At 71.7% G+C, this 19,906-nt stretch carries 15 protein-coding genes; 4 read left to right on the top strand and 11 right to left on the bottom strand.

All coding sequences use genetic code 11. The features are described from left to right. Positions 1 to 184 precede the first annotated feature (184 nt). The 3 genes from CP976_RS31810 to CP976_RS31800 form a co-directional block, all read right to left on the bottom strand. Positions 185 to 1,099: a GNAT family N-acetyltransferase gene (locus tag CP976_RS31810; protein WP_150483395.1), complete on the bottom strand. Its 915-nt coding sequence runs from the start codon at positions 1,097 to 1,099 to the stop codon at positions 185 to 187. 81 nt (positions 1,100 to 1,180) lie between these two features. After that, complete coding sequence (locus tag CP976_RS31805) at positions 1,181 to 3,070, bottom strand: IucA/IucC family protein (RefSeq protein ID WP_190146849.1); 1,890 nt, start codon at positions 3,068 to 3,070, stop codon at positions 1,181 to 1,183. 260 nt (positions 3,071 to 3,330) lie between these two features. Continuing rightward, positions 3,331 to 4,749 carry a diaminobutyrate--2-oxoglutarate transaminase family protein gene (locus tag CP976_RS31800; protein ID WP_150485584.1) on the bottom strand — a complete coding sequence of 473 codons (1,419 nt, stop codon included), beginning with the start codon at positions 4,747 to 4,749 and terminating at the stop codon, positions 3,331 to 3,333. 341 nt (positions 4,750 to 5,090) lie between these two features. Between CP976_RS31800 and CP976_RS31795 the strand changes: the two genes are divergently transcribed. Together CP976_RS31795 and CP976_RS31790 are read left to right on the top strand one after the other, a co-directional pair. Beyond that, entirely contained in the window at positions 5,091 to 6,314 is a 1,224-nt protein-coding gene (locus CP976_RS31795) for a trypsin-like serine peptidase (protein ID WP_150483393.1), read from the top strand. A 231-nt stretch (positions 6,315 to 6,545) separates the two neighbouring features. Further along, positions 6,546 to 7,748 (top strand): trypsin-like serine peptidase, encoded by a 1,203-nt coding sequence (locus CP976_RS31790; protein WP_150483392.1) that lies wholly within the window; start codon positions 6,546 to 6,548, stop codon positions 7,746 to 7,748. Positions 7,749 to 7,895: 147 nt separating this feature from the next. Here the strand turns inward: CP976_RS31790 and hflX are convergent, their stop codons facing one another. From hflX to miaA, 6 genes are all read right to left on the bottom strand, one after another. Next, entirely contained in the window at positions 7,896 to 9,389 is a 1,494-nt protein-coding gene (gene hflX / locus CP976_RS31785) for a GTPase HflX (RefSeq protein WP_150483391.1), read from the bottom strand. A 155-nt stretch (positions 9,390 to 9,544) separates the two neighbouring features. Beyond that, on the bottom strand, positions 9,545 to 11,077 hold the full coding sequence (locus tag CP976_RS31780) for a M1 family metallopeptidase (protein ID WP_150483390.1): 1,533 nt from the start codon (positions 11,075 to 11,077) through the stop codon (positions 9,545 to 9,547). A gap of 239 nt (positions 11,078 to 11,316) precedes the next feature. After that, entirely contained in the window at positions 11,317 to 13,545 is a 2,229-nt protein-coding gene (locus tag CP976_RS31775; RefSeq protein WP_150483389.1) for a RelA/SpoT family protein, read from the bottom strand. A gap of 293 nt (positions 13,546 to 13,838) precedes the next feature. Further along, complete coding sequence (dapF, locus tag CP976_RS31770; RefSeq protein WP_150483388.1) at positions 13,839 to 14,711, bottom strand: diaminopimelate epimerase; 873 nt, start codon at positions 14,709 to 14,711, stop codon at positions 13,839 to 13,841. Positions 14,712 to 14,861: 150 nt separating this feature from the next. After that, entirely contained in the window at positions 14,862 to 15,392 is a 531-nt protein-coding gene (locus tag CP976_RS31765) for a hypothetical protein (RefSeq protein ID WP_150485583.1), read from the bottom strand. 108 nt (positions 15,393 to 15,500) lie between these two features. Beyond that, positions 15,501 to 16,439, bottom strand: coding sequence for a tRNA (adenosine(37)-N6)-dimethylallyltransferase MiaA (gene miaA / locus CP976_RS31760; RefSeq protein ID WP_150483387.1), 939 nt, complete (start codon positions 16,437 to 16,439; stop codon positions 15,501 to 15,503). Between the two features lie 182 nt (positions 16,440 to 16,621). Here miaA and CP976_RS31755 point away from each other — a divergent pair, with 182 nt between their 5' ends. Both CP976_RS31755 and CP976_RS31750 read left to right on the top strand, forming a co-directional pair. Then, positions 16,622 to 16,894: a hypothetical protein gene (locus tag CP976_RS31755; RefSeq protein WP_150483386.1), complete on the top strand. Its 273-nt coding sequence runs from the start codon at positions 16,622 to 16,624 to the stop codon at positions 16,892 to 16,894. A gap of 26 nt (positions 16,895 to 16,920) precedes the next feature. Further along, positions 16,921 to 17,292 (top strand): antitoxin, encoded by a 372-nt coding sequence (locus tag CP976_RS31750; protein ID WP_150483385.1) that lies wholly within the window; start codon positions 16,921 to 16,923, stop codon positions 17,290 to 17,292. A 165-nt stretch (positions 17,293 to 17,457) separates the two neighbouring features. On the opposite strand, the gene CP976_RS31745 is transcribed toward CP976_RS31750, so the two are convergent. Together CP976_RS31745 and miaB are read right to left on the bottom strand one after the other, a co-directional pair. Continuing rightward, the gene (locus tag CP976_RS31745; RefSeq protein ID WP_150483384.1) at positions 17,458 to 18,186 is read right to left on the bottom strand and encodes a class III extradiol dioxygenase subunit B-like domain-containing protein; all 729 of its coding nucleotides are present in this window, start codon (positions 18,184 to 18,186) and stop codon (positions 17,458 to 17,460) included. A 177-nt stretch (positions 18,187 to 18,363) separates the two neighbouring features. Beyond that, positions 18,364 to 19,887, bottom strand: coding sequence for a tRNA (N6-isopentenyl adenosine(37)-C2)-methylthiotransferase MiaB (gene miaB, locus CP976_RS31740; RefSeq protein WP_150483383.1), 1,524 nt, complete (start codon positions 19,885 to 19,887; stop codon positions 18,364 to 18,366). Positions 19,888 to 19,906: the final 19 nt, after the last annotated feature.

The following is a 19,906-nucleotide window of genomic DNA, read 5'->3' as shown; positions in this document are numbered from 1 at the left end:
GTAGGCGGGACGGGCTGGCATGGCGGGCGGCGCCAGCTGTATGCGGTGCGGGCTGGAGCCGGCCCCGGCCCTCCGCTGTGCGACGTGGCTGCGCCGGCGAGCGGCTCGGGAAATTTCTGCGGCACGAATGGGAACTGCGGCGGCACACGCCGCGTTCAATGAGTGATGGCGCGGTGACACAGCGCTACAGCAGATGCCGAAGGGCCCGTTCTCGGACCATGAGGGCGGCGCGCTTGTCGGGCAGGTCGACCTCGGCGGAGAACCGGAAGCCGGCGGTCAGGAAAGCGGCGATGGAGGGGGTGTTGCGGATGTCGGGTTCCGCGATGACGCGTGCGCAGGAGGGCCGCCGCACGAGTACGAGATCGGCTACGGCGCGAAGCAGCAGACCGCCGAGACCACGTCCTCGGTCGGCGATGGCGCCGACCAGAAGGTGAAGCCCCGTGTCGTGAGGCCGGGCCGGGTAGCGGCGGGCCAGCGGGTCCAGGTCCGCCCGGTAGATCTCCCAGTAGCTCATCGGCGTACCGTCCAGCACCCCGATGCACGGCACGCTGCGCCCGTCGCCGGCTAGCTGGGTCAGCACATGCTCCTCGGTCACGTTCTGGGATCCGGACAAGCCCCAGAACGCCGCAGCGGCGGGGTCGTTCATCCAGCGGCTGATGAGCGGAAGATCACGTTCGACGCGCACGGGGACGAGCTGGAAGACGCCCACGGGTGTGTCGGTCGGGCCCCAGTCGGCAACACGGTCGAGGAGATCGTCCTCGGCCGGGACAAGGGAGGGGACCGAGAGGACGGAGGCCTCACGGGTCGTGGCGATGGAGGCGGAGGGCTGTGCCCTGTCCTGGTCCGGCCGCCGTGCTCCGTGGTTGTCGGACGACTCGTCCTCGATGAGGGCGAAGAGTTCGTCCGGCAGCCGTAGGTCCATGGTGTCCTCGCCGGGACCGCCGGCACCGGCATCCGCATCCAGGTCCGCGTCGACTCCCGCGCTGGAGCCCGCGTGGGAACCGGCACGGAAGCGGGCGCTGGAGCCGGCACCGGCGTTGACGTCGGCCGTGGCGGGGACAGCGGTACCGGTGTGGGCGGTCGGGTCGGCGGGGGGCACCAAACGCTCCTCTCAGGAAGGGGTGAGGCGTGTCCTCAGGGATGAAGGAGGTCGGTTGTGGTGAGGGACGGTCAGGGCGATTCAGCAGTGCAGGGGGTTGGCGATGGTGACGTAGACGGACTGGGTGTCGACCGGGCCGACGAGTTCGTCGAGGCCGTGGAGCCGGGTCAGCAGGTTGGCCTTGCAGCGCAGTACGGGTGAGTCCAGTAGCCGGGCCGGCAGCGAGGAGCGCAGCCTGGCCGGTCCGGAGGCGACGTTTCCGAGGAAACGGCGGAAGGCGGCGAGCAGCAGCCGCTCGTCGGCCAGCCGCTGGGAGCCGAACGCGCCGATGAGGCCGAGGACGTTGTTGACCGCCAGGTAGTAGCCGAGCCGTTCGTCGGTGACCTCGTCACAGACGAACGTGTCGCTCCGCTCTCCGATACCGGGCAGCCGGGCGTCGAGGTCCACGCGCCGGGACTCGCGGAAGTAGTAGCCCTGGTTGTCGCGGTAGCGGCCGCCTCTTGGCCACCCGTCGGCGTCCAGCAGAAGCAGAGTGTTCTGCTGGTGAGCCTCCAGGGCGATGCCGGCCTCACCGTCCAGCCACAGGACGGGACGCACGACGTGCTCGAGGTAGCGCAGAAACCACTCGGCGGCGACGGCTCCGCGGGGCCGGCCGGTCCGGCGGGCGAGGCGCGTGACGACCTCGGCGAGCCGGGACCGAAGGATCGGGCCGTGGGTCTCCGGGCGGCCTGGAGCGGTTCCCGGCCGGGCAGGTGGGCAGGGGCGCGGCGAGACGAGTCCGGCGACGCAGGAGACATCGTCCGAGGGGCTGAACGGGTTGTGGCGGATCACCACGTCCAATCCGGGCAACGGGACGCCGTCGGAACCTCCGTAGCCATCGCATCCGTCGACGGCGATCCAGGCCGGGTCGCGAACGATGTCGAAGCTCGGATGCACGGCCCGCCACTGCTGCGCGAGTCCGCTGCGGAGCAGGCGGTGGACCTCGACACCGCGGTGGAGTTCCTTACGGAGGTTCTCGCGACGGGAGTTGGTGATGCGCAGGCCCAGCGACAGCTTGAGCATCGCGGGGGCACCGGTTCGGTAGACGGTTCGTACGGAGGAGGTGGGTTGCCACGGAGTTCCGTGGGTGCCGAGGTCGCGGAGCAGTCCGCTGTCGAGCAGGGCAGCGATCTCGGGGCGGTGCCGGATCTCGCGTGCCTGCCAGGGGTGAAGGGGCAGTAGGGCGTAACCGTCCGGCGAAGGCAGGCCGGTCCCGGCCAGACGCGCGGTGAGTCGGGTCGCGGCGACAGGGCGGCCGCGTTCGGTCCAGGCGGAGTCAGTGGCGAGAACAGAGGGGGCGACAGCCATCCAATGCAGGGGGAAGGAGCCGCGCAACTCGGGCGAGTACGGCCCCGCTTCGGCCTCGGAGAGGCCCTCGCGGCTCTTCGGAGCCGGGTGCAGGGGGTGTCCGAGGACGAGTGATTGCTCCGCGGCCAGGAAGAGGTCGGGGCCGTCGACCGGGTGTTCACGGCGGTCGCTGAGGAAGGAGGTGACGCGGCGGAGAGAGTCGGCAACGCCCGCGACGAGTCCGACGCCGTCGCAATTACCGCCGCGGTCGCCCTGGCTGCAGCCGTCCCCGTCTGCGGGGGTCTCCCTGGAGAGCAGAGCGGCGACCGTGACGGCGTCGGCCGGTGGGGCGTGGTCGGGAGCGTCGGCCAGGCGCGGGAGACCGAAGCGGTGCCAGCCCGTCGGGGACCAGTAGCGCACGGGGGCGAGCAGAGCCGTGCCGCTGGCGGGAAGGGGGATGCGGAGGATGCCGTCGGCGGGAGCGGACTGGTTGGTCTCGCGCACCCAGCAGCGGAGCAGCGTCTCCACTGCTGCTGCCTGGGCGACGGTGTGCGGGTCGGGATGCTCCAAGAGGTCGGTGGTGGCTCCCCCGGCCCTCAACGCACCACCCAGCGCGTCACCGTCCCACACCTCGCCGCCCTGCACCTCGGCGAGCTGCGCCGCCCCAGGCCTCTGACACGGCACTGCCGGGAGCACCGGCGTTCCCGAGCCGCGGACGTCAGCAGAGCCTCGTCCCGGTGATGTGGCGTGGTGGTCGGGCTCGGACATGGCGTTCAAGACAGGTACCTCGTCGGGTGGTTCCGGGACGCGCGCTCGAGATCTGCGAGCGGGGGGTTCTGCATGGGCTCGCGATGTGAAAACTCGCGGTGTGGAGGCTCATGGCATGAGCCCTCACGGCATCAGGCTCACGGTGTGAACGGCGCCGCCGCCGCGCCCCCATCGCACCGAGCCGCCGCCCGGACGGCGTCGGCCAGCCGGTCCTGCACGGCGGCCGCCTGTTCGTCGGTGATCGTCAGGGGCGGCAGCAGTCGGACGACGCCGGCGTGACGGCCGTCGAGTCCGACGATGAGGCCGCGCCGCAGGCACTCCCGCTGGACGGCGGCCGCCAGTTCGGGGGCGGCGGGGACGGGCGTCCCCGCCGACTCAACCACCTGCCGGGCTCTCCCGGTCTCTCCCTCCGGATCCACGAACTCCACCCCGATCATCAACCCCCGTCCCCGCACATCCCCCACGATTGGAAACTCCGTGGCCAGGCCCTGGAGTTGGCTCAGCATGCGCGCCCCGAGCGTCGCCGCGCGCTCGGCGAGGTGGTTCTCCCGGACGTGAGTGAGGGTCGCCGTGCCGACGGCCATGGCGAGTTGGTTGCCGCGGAAGGTGCCGGCGGGGGCGCCGGGTTCCGGGGCGTCGAGGTCCTCGTGGTAGACCACGACGGCCAGCGGCAGGCTTCCTCCGATGGCCTTGGAGAGGACCATCACGTCGGGGGTCACTCCGCTGTGCTCCACGGCCCAGAAGGCGCCGGTCCACCCGACGCCCGTCTGGATCTCGTCGGCGATCAAGGGGACGGACCGGTCGGCCGTGAGCTGCCGCATGCGCCGCAGCCAGGTGTCCGGCGCGGGGATCACCCCGCCCTCGCCCTGGACGGGCTCGACGATCACCCCGGCGGGGAGCGGAGCGCCCGGCCCGGAGTCGTCGAGGACGGACTCGGTCCAGCGGGCGGCGAGGTCGGCCCCGCGCTCGCCCCCGACGCCGAAGGGGCAGCGGTAGTCCTGCGGGTAGGGCAGGCGGGCCAGGGATACGTCGTGGGCACCGGCGGACGCGTCGAGTGCCCCGGCCGTCCTTCCGTGGGAGGCGCCAGTGAACGCGATGAGGCCGGTCCGGCCGGTCGCCGCGCGCACCAGCTCACAGGCGGTCTCCACGGCGTCGCCGCCGGCCGGTCCGCAAAACCGTACGCGGGCCCGGCCGGCGAGCCCTGGGGGAAGGGTGCGGAACAGCTCGGTGACGAAGGCGTCCTTGACGGGTGTGGCCAGGTCGAGGGCGTTCAGGGGCGCGCCGGAGTCGAGGACCCTGCGGATGGCTTCCAGGACGACCGGGTGGTTGTGCCCGAGGGCGAGCGTGCCGGCGCCGGAGAAGCAGTCCAGGTAGCGGCGGCCGTCCGCGCCCTCGATGGTCAGCCCCCGGGCCCGCACCGGCACGATCGGCAGGGCGCGGGCGTAGGTGCGGGCGGCGGACTCGCGCGCGGACTGGCGGCGCAGAATTCCCTCGTGCGCGGCGCGCGCTCCCGGTGCCGTGTCGTCGACGGCACTGGGGAGGGCCCTCACCGGCATACGCCCCACAGCGGCCTCCTCGGACGCACATCCCCCTTGGGTGGATTCCGCCACGACTTCCCTGACCTCCCACTGGGCACGGGCACAGAGGACCGCACACAGACAGCAGGCCCCCAACCGCTACCAACCCCGATCCGCTCACCGGGTTACGGGTTGCCTCAAGATCCTTTCCGTGACGGAACTGTTGCGGTTCCGTCGGGCCGCCCCCACAGCCACCGCATAGTGTGTGGTGCCGTTCCCGGACGCCGTGAAGTCGGCCCCAACTCCCCATGAAACTGGCGGACAGCAGGGCTGAAGCACCGGTTCGTCCATGTTCGTTCCATATCAGGGGGAGTCACATCATGCGATCCATACGGCCGTCGTCCATCGCCAGCCGAGGGGGGAGGGCGCGCCGCAGGAACTCCCCCGTGCTGGCCGCCGTTGCCCTCGCCTCGGCGCTCGCGTTGACCGCCACCGCCTGCGAGTCGGGCGACGCCGCGGCGGGCGGCGAGGCCTCCGCGTCGGCCGGCGCCTCCGATGACGGCAAGCTGAAGATCCCGGACGACATCAGGGACCGGCTCCGCGAGCACGGGATCGACATCGACAAGTGGAAGAACGGCGCCTGGAAGAACTGGGACCGGGACGACTGGCTGCGCGAGGCCAACGAGTACATCAACCCGATCATCGAGGGACTCTGGGACCCGGACCGCATGCGGGAGGCCGAGGAGCCCGACCAGGGCGTGGACGACAGCGACCTCGCCGGTGACCAGGGCGTGACCGATCCCACGCCCGAGCCGGTCCGGGCGCAGGCCGTGCCGCCGTCGTACCACGCCAGCGCGCCCACGGCCGGGAAGGTGTTCTTCGACTCCCCCAAGGGCTCGGCCGTCTGCTCGGCGACGGTCGTCGAGGACCCGGCCCATCCGGGCAAGTCCAACCTCGTGTGGACGGCGGGCCACTGCGTGCACGCGGGCAAGAAGGGCGGCTGGTACCGCAACATCGCGTTCGTGCCGTCGTACAACGACGACGGCAAGCCGGTCGCGGAGCTGGAGAACGCCACCAGGGAGGACGTCGCTCCCTACGGCGTCTGGTGGGGAGACTGGGCGCAGACCTCGGACCAGTGGATCGAGCAGGGCGGCTCGACCGGCGGGGACGGCGCACCCTATGACTTCGCGGTCATCCATGTGACGCCGGAGAAGGGCAGCGGCGGCAAGTCGCTGGAGGAGACGGTCGGTTCGGCGCTGCCGGTGGACTTCAGGGCTCCCGCCGTACCGAAGGTGAAGAGCGTCACGGCGATCGGCTACCCGGCCGCGCCTCCGTACGACGGGCAGAAGCTGTACCGGTGCCAGGACCGGCCGGGCCGGCTGTCGGTCACCGCTTCGGACCCGACGATGTACCGCATCGGCTGCACGATGACCGGCGGTTCGTCCGGCGGCGGCTGGGTCGCGCCGGGTTCGGACGGCAAGCCGGCGCTGGTGTCCAACACCTCGATCGGTCCGGTGACGTCGGGCTGGCTGGCCGGTCCGCGCCTGGGCGAGGCGGCGAAGGGCGTGTACGACTCGGTCAGCGAGAAGTTCGCGGGCCGCTGACGGCCCGCTGAACACCTTCAGCGGTGGGGCGGTGCGCCGTGCCCGTGCCCGTGCCCGCGCGCACCTGGCGCAATGGCCCGTGGACTCACGGAAACCTTCACCGCCCCACCCCGGTACGCCCTCAACTCCACGGGCATAGTGGGGTGTCGCGCCGGGGGCTCCGGCGCCAGGTCTGACATGCACACGCAGCAGCACAGCACACGGTTATGCACCAACGGGGGTCATCGCACCATGCGTTCCACACGTACGCCCGCGGCACCGAGGCGCGGGCGGCGCTCCCTTCTCGCCGCCACCGGGCTCGTCGCCGCCCTGGCGCTCACCGCGACCGCCTGTGAAGGTTCGGCGGACTCGGCGAACGACAAGCCCGACGTCACCACCTCGCAAGCCGCGGACGGCGGTGGCAAGGTCAAGATCCCGGCCGACCTCGCCGGCAAGCTCGAGGAGCACGGGATCGACGTCGACCGGTGGAAGGACGGCGGCTGGAAGGACTGGGACAAGGACAAGTGGCTCAGTGAGGCCAAGGACTTCGTCAACCCGGTGATCGAGGGCCTCTGGAAGCCGGAGCGGATGCAGTCCGCGAAGGAGGCCGACAAGACGGTCACGACGAAGGACGCGTCGGCCGGCCGGGGCGTCAGCGATCCTGACCCGGCGCCCGTCCAGGCGCAGGCCGAGAAGACGCCGTACCACCGGAACGCCGCCCCGGTCGGCAAGGTCTTCTTCGACTCCCCCGACGGCCCGGCCGTCTGCTCCGGCACGGTGATCAAGGACGTCAACCACCCGGGCAAGTCCAACCTGGTGTGGACGGCCGGCCACTGCGTGCACGCCGGCGGCGACGGCGGCTGGTACCGCAATCTCGTGTTCGTCCCGGCCTACAACGACCTCGGCAAGTCCGAGGCGGAGCTGAGCAACGCGAACCCGACGGAGGTCGCGCCGTACGGCAACTGGTGGGCGGACTGGGCCTCGACCTCGAACCAGTGGATCCGGGGCGGCTCGGAGACCGGCGGTGACGGTGCCGCGTACGACTATGCCGTGCTGCACGTGAAGCCCGAGCAGGGTGCCAAGTCCCTGGAGGAGACGGTGGGCGCCGCGCTGGACGTGGACTTCTCGGCGCCGTCCGCGGCCGGGGCCGCCAAGATGGGCGCCTGGGGTTACCCGGCGGCGCCGCCCTACAACGGTCTGAAGATGTTCAAGTGCGTCGACGTCCCGGGCCGGTTCTCGCTCAGCCCGAGCCTGCCGACGATGTACCGCATCGGCTGCACCATGACCGGCGGTTCGTCCGGCGGCGGCTGGTTCCGGGTGGTGAACGGCAAGTCCGTCCTCGTGTCCAACACCTCGATCGGCCCGGCCGACAACAGCTGGCTGGCCGGCCCGCAGCTGGGCCGCGATGCCGAGGCGCTCTACCAGAACATGAGCAAGACGTACGGCGGTCGGTGACCGGAACAAGCTGAAGGCCCGCTCCCTGCGGACAGGGAGCGGGCCTTCTCGTGCTCAGGCCGTAACGCGCTCAGGCCGTAGACGCCCTCAGATCGAAGAGCCGCTCACGCCGAGGACTCGCTCGCGACCCCGCTCGCGACGAAGCCGTCAGAGCGCCGGCGCCGGGACGTACGGCGCGAGCTCCGCCGCCAGTTCCTCGTGCACCCGCGCCTTGAGCAGGGTGCCCTCCGGGGTGTGCTCCTCGGAGAGGACCTCGCCCTCGTCGTGGGCACGGGCGACCAGCTTGCCCTGCGTGTACGGCAGGAGCGCTTCGATCTCGACCGACGGGCGCGGCAGCTCGTTGTCGATGAGCGCGAGCAGCTCGTCGATGCCCTGGCCGGTGCGGGCCGAGACGGCCATGGACCGCTTCTCGACACGCAGCAGCCGCTGGAGCGTCAGCGGGTCGGCCGCGTCGGCCTTGTTGATCACGACGATCTCGGGTACGCCGGTGGCGCCGACGTCCCTGATCACCTCGCGCACGGCGGCCAGCTGCTCCTCCGGGTTCGGGTGCGAACCGTCCACCACGTGCAGGATCAGGTCGGACTCGCCGACCTCCTCCATCGTGGAGCGGAACGCCTCGACCAGGTGGTGGGGCAGATGGCGGACAAACCCGACCGTGTCGGCCAGCGTGTACAGCCGGCCGCTCGGGGTCTTGGCCCGGCGCACGGTCGGGTCGAGGGTCGCGAACAGGGCGTTCTCGACCAGCACGCCCGCGCCCGTGAGGCGGTTGAGCAGCGAGGACTTGCCGGCGTTGGTGTAGCCCGCGATGGCGACCGAGGGCACCTTGTGGCGCTTGCGCTCCTGGCGCTTGATCTCGCGGCCGGTCTTCATGTCCGCGATCTCCCGGCGCATCTTCGCCATCTTCTCGCGGATCCGCCGCCGGTCCGTCTCGATCTTGGTCTCACCCGGACCACGGGTGGCGAGGCCGCCGCCCTTGCCGCCGCCCATCTGCCGGGACAGCGACTGACCCCAGCCGCGCAGCCTCGGCAGCATGTACTGCATCTGCGCGAGCGCGACCTGCGCCTTGCCCTCTCGGGACTTGGCATGCTGGGCGAAGATGTCCAGGATCAGGGCGGTCCGGTCGATGACCTTGACCTTGACGACGTCCTCGAGGTGGATCAGCTGGCCCGGGCTGAGCTCACCGTCGCAGATGACGGTGTCCGCGCCCGATTCGAGGACGATGTCGCGCAGCTCCTCGGCCTTGCCGGAGCCGATGTAGGTGGCCGCGTCGGGCTTGTCGCGGCGCTGGATCACACCGTCGAGCACCAGCGCGCCGGCCGTTTCCGCGAGGGCGGCGAGCTCCGCGAGGGAGTTGTCCGCGTCCTGCGCGGTTCCCGAGGTCCAGACGCCGACGAGCACGACCCGCTCCAGGCGGAGCTGGCGGTACTCGACCTCGGTGACGTCCTCGAGCTCGGTGGAGAGGCCCGCCACACGGCGCAGAGCCGCGCGCTCGGAGCGGTCGAGCTGATCGCCGTCCCACTCTCCGTCGATCTCGTGGCTCCAGGCGACGTCCTCTTCCATCAGGGCATCGGCCCGAAGACCCTCGGGGTGGCTGTGCGCGAAGCGCTTGGTGTCCTGGGAAGGGGAAGAAGAGGAGGTCATTGGATCCTTACGTAGCTGGTAAACCGTTTGCGGCGACGGAGCGCTGCGAGCTTTCCGTCACCGGCATAACGCGCGAGCGTTCCGGGAGATTCCCGGCGCTCCGTGCCGCGCCGACCTGAAGATAGTCGCACGGCACGGGGCGTCTCGTCACCGTGTTATCGAGCGGCCGCCCCAGCGGATGCGGCCGCCTTCCCGGGCTCAGCCGGTTTCGCCGGCGCGGCCGGTTTCCAGTCCGGGTGCCCCGGCATCGGCGGGGTCTTCTCCGCGTACAGCCAGCCCTGGAAGAAGCCGTCCAGATCGCGCCCGGAGATCTCGGCGGCGAGCCGGACGAAGTCCTCCGTCGTGGCGGTGCGGTCCTTGTACCGGCCGGCCCAGGCGCGCTCCAGGCGTTCGAAGGCCGCGCGGCCGATCTCCTGACGCAGGGCGTACAGGACGAGCGCGGCGCCGTCGTAGACGTTCGGCCGGAAGATGCCGATCTTGCGGCCGGGCTCGGGGGCCTTGGGGGCGGCGGGTGGGCCGCCGGCCACGCGCCAGCCGTCGGAGGCACCGTACGCGGCCTTCATGCGGTCCCGCATGGGCTTGCCGGCCTGCTCCTCGGCGTACAGCGCCTCGTACCAGGTGGCGTGTCCCTCGTTGAGCCACAGGTCGGACCAGGTGCGAGGGCCGACGCTGTCGCCGAACCACTGGTGGGCCAGCTCGTGGATCATGATCGACTCGACGTACCACGCGGGGTGGACGGGCTCGGTGAACAGCTCCCGCTCGAAGAGGGAGAGCGTCTGGGTCTCCAGTTGGAAGCCGGTCGAGGCGTCGGCCATGAGCAGGCCGTACGTCTCGAAGGGGTAGCGGCCGACCTTGCCCTCCATCCAGGCGATCTGCTCCGGGGTCTTCTCCAGCCAGGGTTCGAGCGCCTTGCGGTACCTGGTCGGGACGACGTCCCGTACCGGCAGTCCGTGCGGGCCGGTACGGTGCAGCACCGTGGAGCGGCCGATGGACACCTGGGCGAGTTCGGTGGCCATGGGGTGCTGGGTGCGGTACGTCCACGTGGTCGCCCCGCGGGACTTGTCCACCCCGGCGGACAGGCCGTTCGCCACGACCGTGTGACCGTCGGGGGCGGTGACCCGGAAGGTGAACATCGCCTTGTCGGAGGGGTGGTCGTTGCACGGGAACACCAGGTGCGCGGCGTCGGCCTGGTTGGCCATGGCGAGGCCGTCCGCGGTGCGCACCCAGCCGCCCTCGCGCCCCCTGGCGGGGACGGGGTCGCTGGTGTGCCGCACGGTGATCCGCATCCAGTTGCCGTCCGACACGGAGTCCTCGGGCGTGATCACCAGATCCTCGCCGGCGGTGCTGAAGAGTGCGGGCTCGCCGTCGACCTCGACCGAGTGGACCGTGCCGTGGGCGAAGTCCAAGTTGATCCGCTCCAGGTCGGCGGTGGTCCAGGCGTCGATGGTGGTCACGGCCCGCAGCGGCTCGCTGTTGCTGCCGGGATAGGTGAAGGAGAGGTCGTACGACGCGACGTCGTAGCCGGGGTTGCCGAGGTACGGGAAGAGGCGGTCGCCGACGCCGAGCGGGACGACGGGGGCACTCGCGGCGACGAGGCAGACGGAGACGGCCGAGGCGAGCAGCACCGCGGACGTGCGCCGACGACAGGGGCGGGTACGGGGGCGGGTGCGGTGGGGGGTGAGGCGCATGCCTCACGGCTATCAGCGCGCGCGTGCGTGACGGGGACGACGCGCGTCCGGCACACCCGAATCGGGGACCGGGGCCTGCGCCGGGTGCCGCCCCGCGTCAGATGGCCGACGCCCGGGCTGGCTCAACCGAGCCGTATCCGGTGGGCGACGCCTGTGCGGGTTCAGCCGAGCCGTATCCGGTGGCCGGCGCCTGTCCGAGTTCAGCCGAGCCGTATCCGGTGGCCGGCGCCCGGGCGGGCTCAGCCGCCCTGCGTCTGCGGCTGGGCCCGGGTGACGTCGTAGACCCCGGCGACGTTGCGCATCGCGCGCATGAGAGCGGGCAGGTGGGCCGCGTCCGGGAGCTGCACGGTGTACGTGTGACGGACCTGCTGCTGCGTCGGGGGTTCGACGGTCGCGGAGACGATCTCGGCGCCTTCGAGGGCCATGGCCTCCGTGAGGTCCGCGAGCAGATGGGGACGCACGAACGATTCGGCGACCAGCGTGACCCGGCACTCGGTGGCATCGCCCCAGCGCACGCCGACCTCCGTACGCCCTCCGTCCTTCATACGGGCCACCGCGGCGCACTCGGCGCGGTGCACGGTGACGGCTCCCCCGCGTACGGCGAAGCCGGTGATCTCGTCGGGCCGTACGGGTGTGCAGCAGCCGGCGAGGCGGACGGTCGCGCCGGGCCGGTCTGTGAGGACGTTGCCGTCAGCGGGACGGGCGGGCGCCTGCTCGGGAGCCGGTCCGTCCGGGTCGGCTGCCTCGGCGGCCGCCGGCCGGCGGGCCCCCGTGTCCTCGGCCCGCCGGTCCTCCTGGACGTCGGTCCGCTGGGCCTCGGCCTGTGCCGGATGGGCGGCCAGCCAGCGCTGGATGGCGATCCGGGCCGCGGGCGTGTGCGCGTGCTCCAGCCACTCCCGGGAGGGCTCGGACGCCGGGTCCTGGCCCATGAGGAGCTGGACCGTGTCACCGTCCTTCAGGACCGTGCTCAGCGTCGCCAGACGGCCGTTGACGCGGGCGCCGATGCACGCGTGCGCGTCCTCGCCGTACTGCGCATACGCGGCGTCCACACAGGTCGCCCCCTCGGGCAGGCCGATCGTGCCGCCGTCGGGCCGGAAGACCGTGATCTCGCGGTCCTGGGCGAGGTCCTCGCGCAGGGTCGACCAGAAGTGGTCCGGGTCGGGTGCCGCCTCCTGCCAGTCGAGGAGCCGGGAGAGCCAGCCGGGGCGGGTGGGGTCGACGCGCTCGCCGTCGGCCGGGTCGTCGGGGGCCGGTGCGTACGGGTTGCCGAGCGCGACGACTCCGGCCTCGGCGACCTTGTGCATCTGGTGCGTGCGGATGAGGACTTCGACGACCTGGCCGTCCATGGGGGTGCCCCCGGGCGAGTCGGTTCGAGCCTGGGGGAGGGCGACGGCCGTGTGCAACGACTGGTACAGGTTGAACTTCGGTACGGCGATGAAGTCCTTGAACTCCGAGACCACCGGCGTCATGCAGGTGTGGAGTTCGCCCAGGACGCCGTAGCAGTCGGCGTCCTCGTTCACCAGCACCAGCAGCCGGCCGAAGTCGGAGCCGCGGAGCCGGCCGCGTTTGCGGGAGACCCGGTGCACGGAGACGAAGTGACGGGGCCGGATGAGGACTTCGGCCGGGATGTCCGCCTCGCGCAGCACGGTGCGCACCTCGTCGGCGACCTCGGCGAGCGGGTCGTCCGCGCGGGCGGCGTTGCGGACGATCAACTCCCTTGTGTGTTCGTACTCCTCAGGGCGCAGGATCGCGAAGACGAGGTCTTCCAGTTCGGTCTTGAGCGCCTGGACGCCGAGCCGTTCGGCGAGCGGGATCAGCACGTCACGTGTCACCTTGGCGATGCGCTCCTGTTTCTCGGGGCGCATGACGCCGAGGGTGCGCATGTTGTGCAGCCGGTCGGCGAGTTTGATCGACATGACGCGGACGTCGTTGCCGGTGGCGACGAGCATCTTGCGGAAGGTCTCGGGCTCGGCGGCGGCGCCGTAGTCGACCTTCTCCAGTTTGGTGACGCCGTCGACGAGGTAGCGGACCTCCTCGCCGAACTGCTCGCCCACCTGGTCGAGCGTCACATCCGTGTCCTCGACGGTGTCGTGGAGCAGGGAGGCGGTCAACGTCGTGGTCTCGGCGCCGAGTTCGGCGAGAATCAGGGTCACGGCCAGCGGGTGCGTGATGTACGGCTCGCCGCTCTTGCGCATCTGGCCGCGGTGCGAGGACTCGGCCAGGACGTAGGCGCGCCGCAGGGGATCGAGGTCCGCGTCGGGGTGGTGGGCGCGGTGCGCGTCGACGACGTGGCTGATGGCGTCGGGCAGCCGGTCGCGGGCGGCGGGGCCGAGCAGGGCCGCGCGGCCGAGGCGGCGCAGATCGATCCGGGGGCGGGCCTTTCTGCGGGGGGCTGTCGGCGTCACCGGTCCTGACACCGCGCCCGGCATCGGGCCTGGGGTCACGGAATTCGTGGCCTCCGCACTCATGGGCACCTCCGGCTGCGTGGACCGGCGGACGGGGTGCCCCAGGGCGGACACGGCTCAGGGGGCGGCTTCGTCCCCCGTCCGGGCCGGTGCTTGATGCTACCGAGCCCACCATGCCCGGCTGACCGCCTCTCGCCGAGCGTGAAACTGATCACCCATTCGAGGGATGAATGTGAGGTTTGTGCCCCTGTACATCGTGACCCTGATGGTTCTGTTCCCGCCAAGTGGCCGGATCCGTACGGCGGTTTCGGGTCGAGGGGACAGCGCGCGGCACTTTCAGGACGGTCGGCTCCTGCTCACGCGCGCGTGGCGGTGTCCAGCCAGTCCGCGTCGATCTCGCCCTCGGCCACGATCACCGCAGGGCCCGTCATCTCGATCTCGCCGTCGGGCCGCTCGGTGATCACCAGGGTGCCGCCGGGTACGTCCACGGTGTACGTCGCCGGGGTACCGGTGGCCGTCGGGTCGGCGCCGTCGCGCCGGGCGGTGGCCACGGCGACCGCGCACGCGCCCGTGCCGCACGAGCGCGTCTCGCCGGCGCCGCGCTCGTGCACGCGCAGCGCTACGTGCCCGGGGCCGCGGTCGACCACGAACTCGACGTTCACACCGTCCGGGTAGGCGGCGGCCGGGCTGAAGGGCGGCGGGGAGAGCAGGTCACCGGCGTGGGACAGGTCGTCCACGAAGGCGACCGCGTGCGGGTTGCCCATGTTGACGTTCCGCGCGGGCCAGCTGCGCTCACCGACGCTGACCGTGACGTCGCCCTCGGGCAGCACCGCCTTGCCCATGCCCACGGTGACGTCGCCGTCCTTGGCGATGTGCACGGTCTTCACGCCCCCGCGCGTGGCGACCGCGAGGTCCCCTTCGCTGACGTGTCCGGCGCGCTGGAGGTAGCGCGCGAACACCCGCACGCCGTTGCCGCACATCTCCGCGATCGAGCCGTCGCCGTTGCGGTAGTCCATGAACCACTCCGCCTCGGCCGCCATGCCCTTCGCCTCGGGATGCGCCGCGGATCGCACCACGTGCAGCAGTCCGTCACCACCGATACCGGCGCGGCGGTCGCAGAGGGCTGCGACCGCGGCCGGGGGCAGGTCGACGGCGTTCTCGGGGTCCGGGACGATCACGAAGTCGTTCTCGGTGCCGTGGCCCTTGAGGAAGGGGATCCGCGTGCTCATTCCTCGATCGTACGGGGCGCTCCGCGGGTCGAGCCGAAGGAGGGTGCCAGGGGATCGGGCCGTGATTTCGTGCGGGTGCATCGTGGCCTGTCGCGCCCACGCGGCGGAGCCGCATATCGACACAGCCCCGCGCCCCTTATGGGGCGCGCTTCAGCGGAGGCGCGCTACCCGCCAGACCGCCAGTACGACCACCGCGGCCACCATCACCGCGTACGCGAGGACGACCCGCCAGTCGGGTTTGCGACCCGTGCCCTTGGCCGGCAGGCCCGGCCAGGTGTGGCCCACGCGGCGGGCGGCCATCATGCCCCAGCCGGCCGCGCACGAGCAGATCAGCAGCCCGAGCATGGCGATCACGGCTCCGCTGTCGCCGAAGTCGAAGGCGAGCGGGAACGCGAACATCAGGGAGCCGAGCGCGGCCAGGCTCACGATGGGCGCGAGCTGCCAGATGCGCAGCCGGCGCTGCGGGCGCAGCTCGACCTCGACCTCGCCCGCGAACATCTCCTCGGGCTCGGGGCCGTCGTCCGTCACACCCTGTGTCTCGTCGGGCCCGTCGGCGCTGAGACGGTCCGACTCCTGGTCCGGTCCGTCCCCGAGCTCCGGGTCGTCCCGGCGCTCCGGCACATCCCGGTCGGCGGTGATGTGATCGGTGCCTTGTGCGGTGTCGCGAGGGCCGGCCTCCATCGCCACGCGCCCTCCCAACTAGGACTCAACTCGGTCGATCGAAGCTCGATGATGGCACGCCGCCGCAGGCCCGGATGACGGCCTGGGCGTCCCGATGCCATGACGTGATCAGGCTGTAACCGGTCGTTCGACCAAAGACAGCGCGAGCTGCGGAAGTTCTGAGAGATCGGCCGCAGCCCCACTCAACCAGTGCACCCGGGGATCGCGCCTGAACCATGAATCCTGACGGCGCGCGAAGCGCTTGGTGGCACGTACGGTCTCAGCCCGCGCGTCCTCCAGGGTGCACTCCCCGGCGAGCGCCGCGAGCACCTGCTGGTAGCCGAGCGCGCGCGAGGCGGTACGCCCCTCGCGCAACCCCCGCGCCTCCAGCGCGCGCACCTCGTCCACGAGGCCGGCGTCCCACATCCGGTCGACCCGGCGCGCGATGCGCTCGTCCAGTTCGGGCCGGGCCACGTCGACACCGATCTGGATCGTGTCGTACACGGAGTCGTGGCCGGGGAGGTTGGCGGTGAAGGGCCTGCCGGTGATCTCGATCACCTCCAGGGCCCGGACGACCCGGCGGCCGTTGCTCGGCAGGATCGCCCGCGCGGCCTGGGGGTCGGCGGCGGCCAGGCGGGCGTGCAGCGCGCCGGAGCCGCGCAGCGTCAGCTCCTCCTCCAGGCGGGCGCGGACCTCGGGGTCGGTACCGGGGAACTCCAGGTTGTCGACGGCCCCGCGCACATACAGTCCGGAGCCGCCGACCAGGATCGGCCAGCGGCCCTCGGCGAGCAGGGCCTCGATCCGCTCACGGGCCAGGCGCTGGTACTCGGCGACGGACGCCGTGACGGTCACGTCCCAGATGTCCAGGAGGTGATGGGGGACGCCGCCGCGCTCCTCGGGCGTCAGCTTGGCGGTGCCGATGTCCATCCCTCGGTAGAGCTGCATGGAGTCGGCGTTGACGACCTCACCGCCGAGACGCTGGGCCAGGAAGACGCCCAGATCGGACTTTCCGGCCGCAGTTGGTCCGACGACGGCGATGACGCGGGGGGCGGGGGGTGCACTGCTCACCGACCCAGTCTCGCAAACCTCGAACCCTGCTCTCGAACGAGTTACGTGACGCCACGGCCGCGGGGTCGTTGCCCGTTGCGAGGTTCCTGCCGCCGGATCGCAGAGGCGGTGGCCCGGGTCGCGCAAACGGACGCACCGGGCGACGCGGGATTTCGCCCGCACGAGTAACGTATGGAGTGGATATGGGCGTTTTTGCACGACTTCTCCGGCGGTCCAAGGCGACGGAGGAGAAGCCTGCCGAGGCTCAGACCGACAAGGCGACGGCCGGGACCGAGGCGGAGGAAGCGGCAGGGGCAGGGGCAGAGGCGGCGAAGGGGGCTGAGGGGGCAGCGGAAGCGGCCGAGTCGGCGACCGAGGCGGCCGAGGTCACCGAGACCGAGGGCGTCGACATCCCGAAGCAGCAGTCCACCGACAAGGCGGCCGACAACGAGGCCGGCGAGGGCGCCCACACGTGACCGCCCCGCGCGAGGGAAGGTGAACCATGGGTCTCCTGGACAATGTGAAAGCCAAGCTGGGCCCGGCCAAGGGCAAGGTCTCGGACCTCGCGCAGCGGCACGAGGACAAGATCCAGCACGGTCTCGACAAGGCCGCGCACGCCGTCGACAAGAGGACCAAGGGCAAGTACAGCGGCAGGATCCAATCCGGCACGGGCAAGGCCAAGGGGGCCATGGACCGACTCGCGCGCAAGGGCGACAGCGGACCGGCCGCGAGCGGCACGACGCCGCCGGCTGCGGGCGGCACGACACCGCCGCCGGGCGCGGGCGGCAGCATGCCGCCGGACACGGGCCGTACGGCACCGCCGCGGGACGCCGGAGGCACGCCGCCGCCGGACGCACCACCGCCCACTTCCTGAGCGCACATCGGCGCAGCAGGTCCTGAACACAACATCGGCACACCGAAGGGCACATCGGCGGACGGCCGCGGAGCACGAGGGCTCCCGGCCGTCCGCCGTTTCCCGTACCCGCCGCCGTCTCCCGTGCCCGCCGCCGGGGTCGCCCTGGCGCCGTGGCCGCCGGGTCTAGGACCAGGTGGCCACGATGTATCCCACCCCGTACGGCGCGTCCTCGTACAGCAGTGACCCACCGAGGTCCGCGCCCTCGGCCGCGCCCGCCAGGACCTGCCAGGGGGCCCGGCCGGAGGCCTTCAGTTCACGGGCCAGCCCTGTGTCCAGCGTCGTGAGCGCGGCCATGTCCGCCGTGCCGAGCGCGCGTGCGACCTCCGCGTCGAAGGGCGCCGCCCGTTCGTCCAGATAGCCCGGGGCCTTGAGCGTCCGGCACGCGCTGGCGTCACCCATCACCAACAGCGCGACCCGCTCGGACCGTGTGGCGAGGTCCCGCCCCACCCGGGCGCACCGCTCGGGCGCGAGCCGGTCCCCCACGCCGAGTCCCTCGACGGGGGCGTCGGACCAGCCCGTCCGCTCCAGCAACCAGGCGGCCACCGCCAGCGAGTACGGCAGCCGCTGTTCCGCGGGCGAACCCTCGTCGCCCTGTCCCAGCCGTACGTCGAGATCGACGCCGAAGCCCCGGAACGAGCCCCGCGTGCCCTCCGGATACGTCTCGGGATTCGTCTCGGGTCCGGTGCGCTCCACCGGCCCGACGACCACGAGCCGGCCGGGCCGGGCGGCGGCGAGCACGCCCAGCGCGTCCGTGCAGGCGGCCCGCGCGGCGTCCAGCTCCGGAGCGGCGCCCGCGGCGACGTCGGGCACCAGGAGCGGCGGGCAGGGGCAGACAGCGGCGGCGACAAGCATGATCGGCAGGGTAACCCGCGAGCCCTTCGGAACAAGCCACGGCCGGAGTCGACCGCAGCCGTGACCAGCCGCTGTCAGGTCAGGCCGCGGCCTCACTCAGCCCCCGGCCGCGGCCTGAGCTCGGCTCAGCGGCCCGACTCAGCTGCCCGACTCAGCTGCTCGGTTCAGCTGCTCGGTTCAGTCGCAGCCGCAACCGCTCGCCGCCACCGGGAGCGGCTCGGGGACACCGATCTTCGGCAGGCCCAGGAGCACGCCGGCCGACTGGGCCGCCTTGCCCTCCTTCTCGGCGGTGCGCTTCTCCCAGGCGTCGCCCGCGCGCGTGCGGCGCACGTCCAGCACAGGGCCCTCGGCGAGGAGGTGGTGCGGGGCGGCGTAGGTGATCTCGACCGTGACGACGTCGCCGGGGCGGACCTCCTGGTCCGGCTTGGTGAAGTGGACGAGGCGGCTGTCGGGGGCGCGGCCGGACAGGCGGTGCGTGGTGTCGTCCTTGCGGCCCTCGCCCTCGGCGACCATCAGCTCCAGCGTGCGGCCGACCTGCTTCTTGTTCTCCTCCCAGGAGATCTCCTCCTGGAGGGCGACGAGACGCTCGTAGCGCTCCTGGACGACCTTCTTGGGGATCTGGCCGTCCATCTCGGCGGCCGGGGTGCCCGGGCGCTTGGAGTACTGGAACGTGAAGGCCTGGGCGAAGCGGGCCTCGCGCACCACGTGCAGCGTCTGCTCGAAGTCCTCGTCGGTCTCGCCGGGGAAGCCCACGATGATGTCGGTGCTGATCGCCGCGTGCGGGATGGCGGCGCGGACCTTCTCGATGATCCCCAGGTAGCGCTCCTGACGGTAGGAGCGGCGCATGGCCTTCAGGACCGTGTCCGAGCCGGACTGGAGCGGCATGTGCAGCTGCGGCATCACGTTCGGAGTCTCGGCCATGGCAGCGATGACGTCGTCGGTGAAGTCGCGCGGGTGCGGGGAGGTGAAGCGGACGCGCTCCAGGCCCTCGATCTTCCCGCAGGCGCGCAGCAGCTTGCTGAAGGCCTCGCGGTCGCCTATGTCGGAGCCGTACGCGTTGACGTTCTGCCCGAGCAGCGTGATCTCGGAGACGCCCTCCGCGACCAGGGTCTCGATCTCGGCGAGGATGTCGCCGGGGCGGCGGTCCTTCTCCTTGCCGCGCAGGGCCGGGACGATGCAGAAGGTGCAGGTGTTGTTGCAGCCGACGGAGATGGAGACCCAGGCCGCGTACGCGCTCTCGCGCCGCGTCGGCAGCGTCGAGGGGAACGCCTCCAGCGACTCGGCGATCTCGACCTGCGCCTCCTCCTGGACGCGCGCGCGTTCCAGCAGGACCGGCAGCTTGCCGATGTTGTGCGTGCCGAAGACGACGTCCACCCAGGGCGCCTTCTTCACGATGGTGTCGCGGTCCTTCTGCGCCAGACAGCCGCCGACCGCGATCTGCATGCCGGGGCGGGCGGCCTTCTTGGGCGCCAGGTGACCGAGGTTGCCGTAGAGCTTGTTGTCGGCGTTCTCACGCACGGCGCAGGTGTTGAAGACGACGACGTCGGCCGCGTCGGCGCCTTCGGGGGCGCGGACGTAGCCCGCGTCCTCCAGCAGACCGGCCAATCGCTCGGAGTCGTGGACGTTCATCTGGCACCCGTAGGTGCGTACCTCATATGTGCGCGTGCCGCCCACTGACTGGCTCCGGTCGATGCTGCTCATGGGGACAAGGGTAGGCGGT

This window comes from Streptomyces coeruleorubidus (assembly GCF_008705135.1).
Lineage (GTDB): Bacteria > Actinomycetota > Actinomycetes > Streptomycetales > Streptomycetaceae > Streptomyces > Streptomyces coeruleofuscus.
Note: the sequence above shows the minus strand (reverse complement) of the source record. Positions and strands in the feature narration are given on the sequence as shown.

Excerpts from the sequence above, each read along its gene's own strand:
- CP976_RS31800 (WP_150485584.1), bottom strand. The coding sequence starts at position 4,749 with ATGCCGGTGAGGGCCCTCCCCAGTGCCGTCGACGACACGGCACCGGGA.
- CP976_RS31795 (WP_150483393.1), top strand. The coding sequence starts at position 5,091 with ATGCGATCCATACGGCCGTCGTCCATCGCCAGCCGAGGGGGGAGGGCG.
- CP976_RS31790 (WP_150483392.1), top strand. The coding sequence starts at position 6,546 with ATGCGTTCCACACGTACGCCCGCGGCACCGAGGCGCGGGCGGCGCTCC.
- hflX (WP_150483391.1), bottom strand. The coding sequence starts at position 9,389 with ATGACCTCCTCTTCTTCCCCTTCCCAGGACACCAAGCGCTTCGCGCAC.
- CP976_RS31780 (WP_150483390.1), bottom strand. The coding sequence starts at position 11,077 with ATGCGCCTCACCCCCCACCGCACCCGCCCCCGTACCCGCCCCTGTCGT.
- CP976_RS31775 (WP_150483389.1), bottom strand. The coding sequence starts at position 13,545 with ATGAGTGCGGAGGCCACGAATTCCGTGACCCCAGGCCCGATGCCGGGC.
- dapF (WP_150483388.1), bottom strand. The coding sequence starts at position 14,711 with ATGAGCACGCGGATCCCCTTCCTCAAGGGCCACGGCACCGAGAACGAC.
- CP976_RS31765 (WP_150485583.1), bottom strand. The coding sequence starts at position 15,392 with ATGGAGGCCGGCCCTCGCGACACCGCACAAGGCACCGATCACATCACC.
- CP976_RS31755 (WP_150483386.1), top strand. The coding sequence starts at position 16,622 with ATGGGCGTTTTTGCACGACTTCTCCGGCGGTCCAAGGCGACGGAGGAG.
- CP976_RS31750 (WP_150483385.1), top strand. The coding sequence starts at position 16,921 with ATGGGTCTCCTGGACAATGTGAAAGCCAAGCTGGGCCCGGCCAAGGGC.
- CP976_RS31745 (WP_150483384.1), bottom strand. The coding sequence starts at position 18,186 with ATGCTTGTCGCCGCCGCTGTCTGCCCCTGCCCGCCGCTCCTGGTGCCC.
- miaB (WP_150483383.1), bottom strand. The coding sequence starts at position 19,887 with ATGAGCAGCATCGACCGGAGCCAGTCAGTGGGCGGCACGCGCACATAT.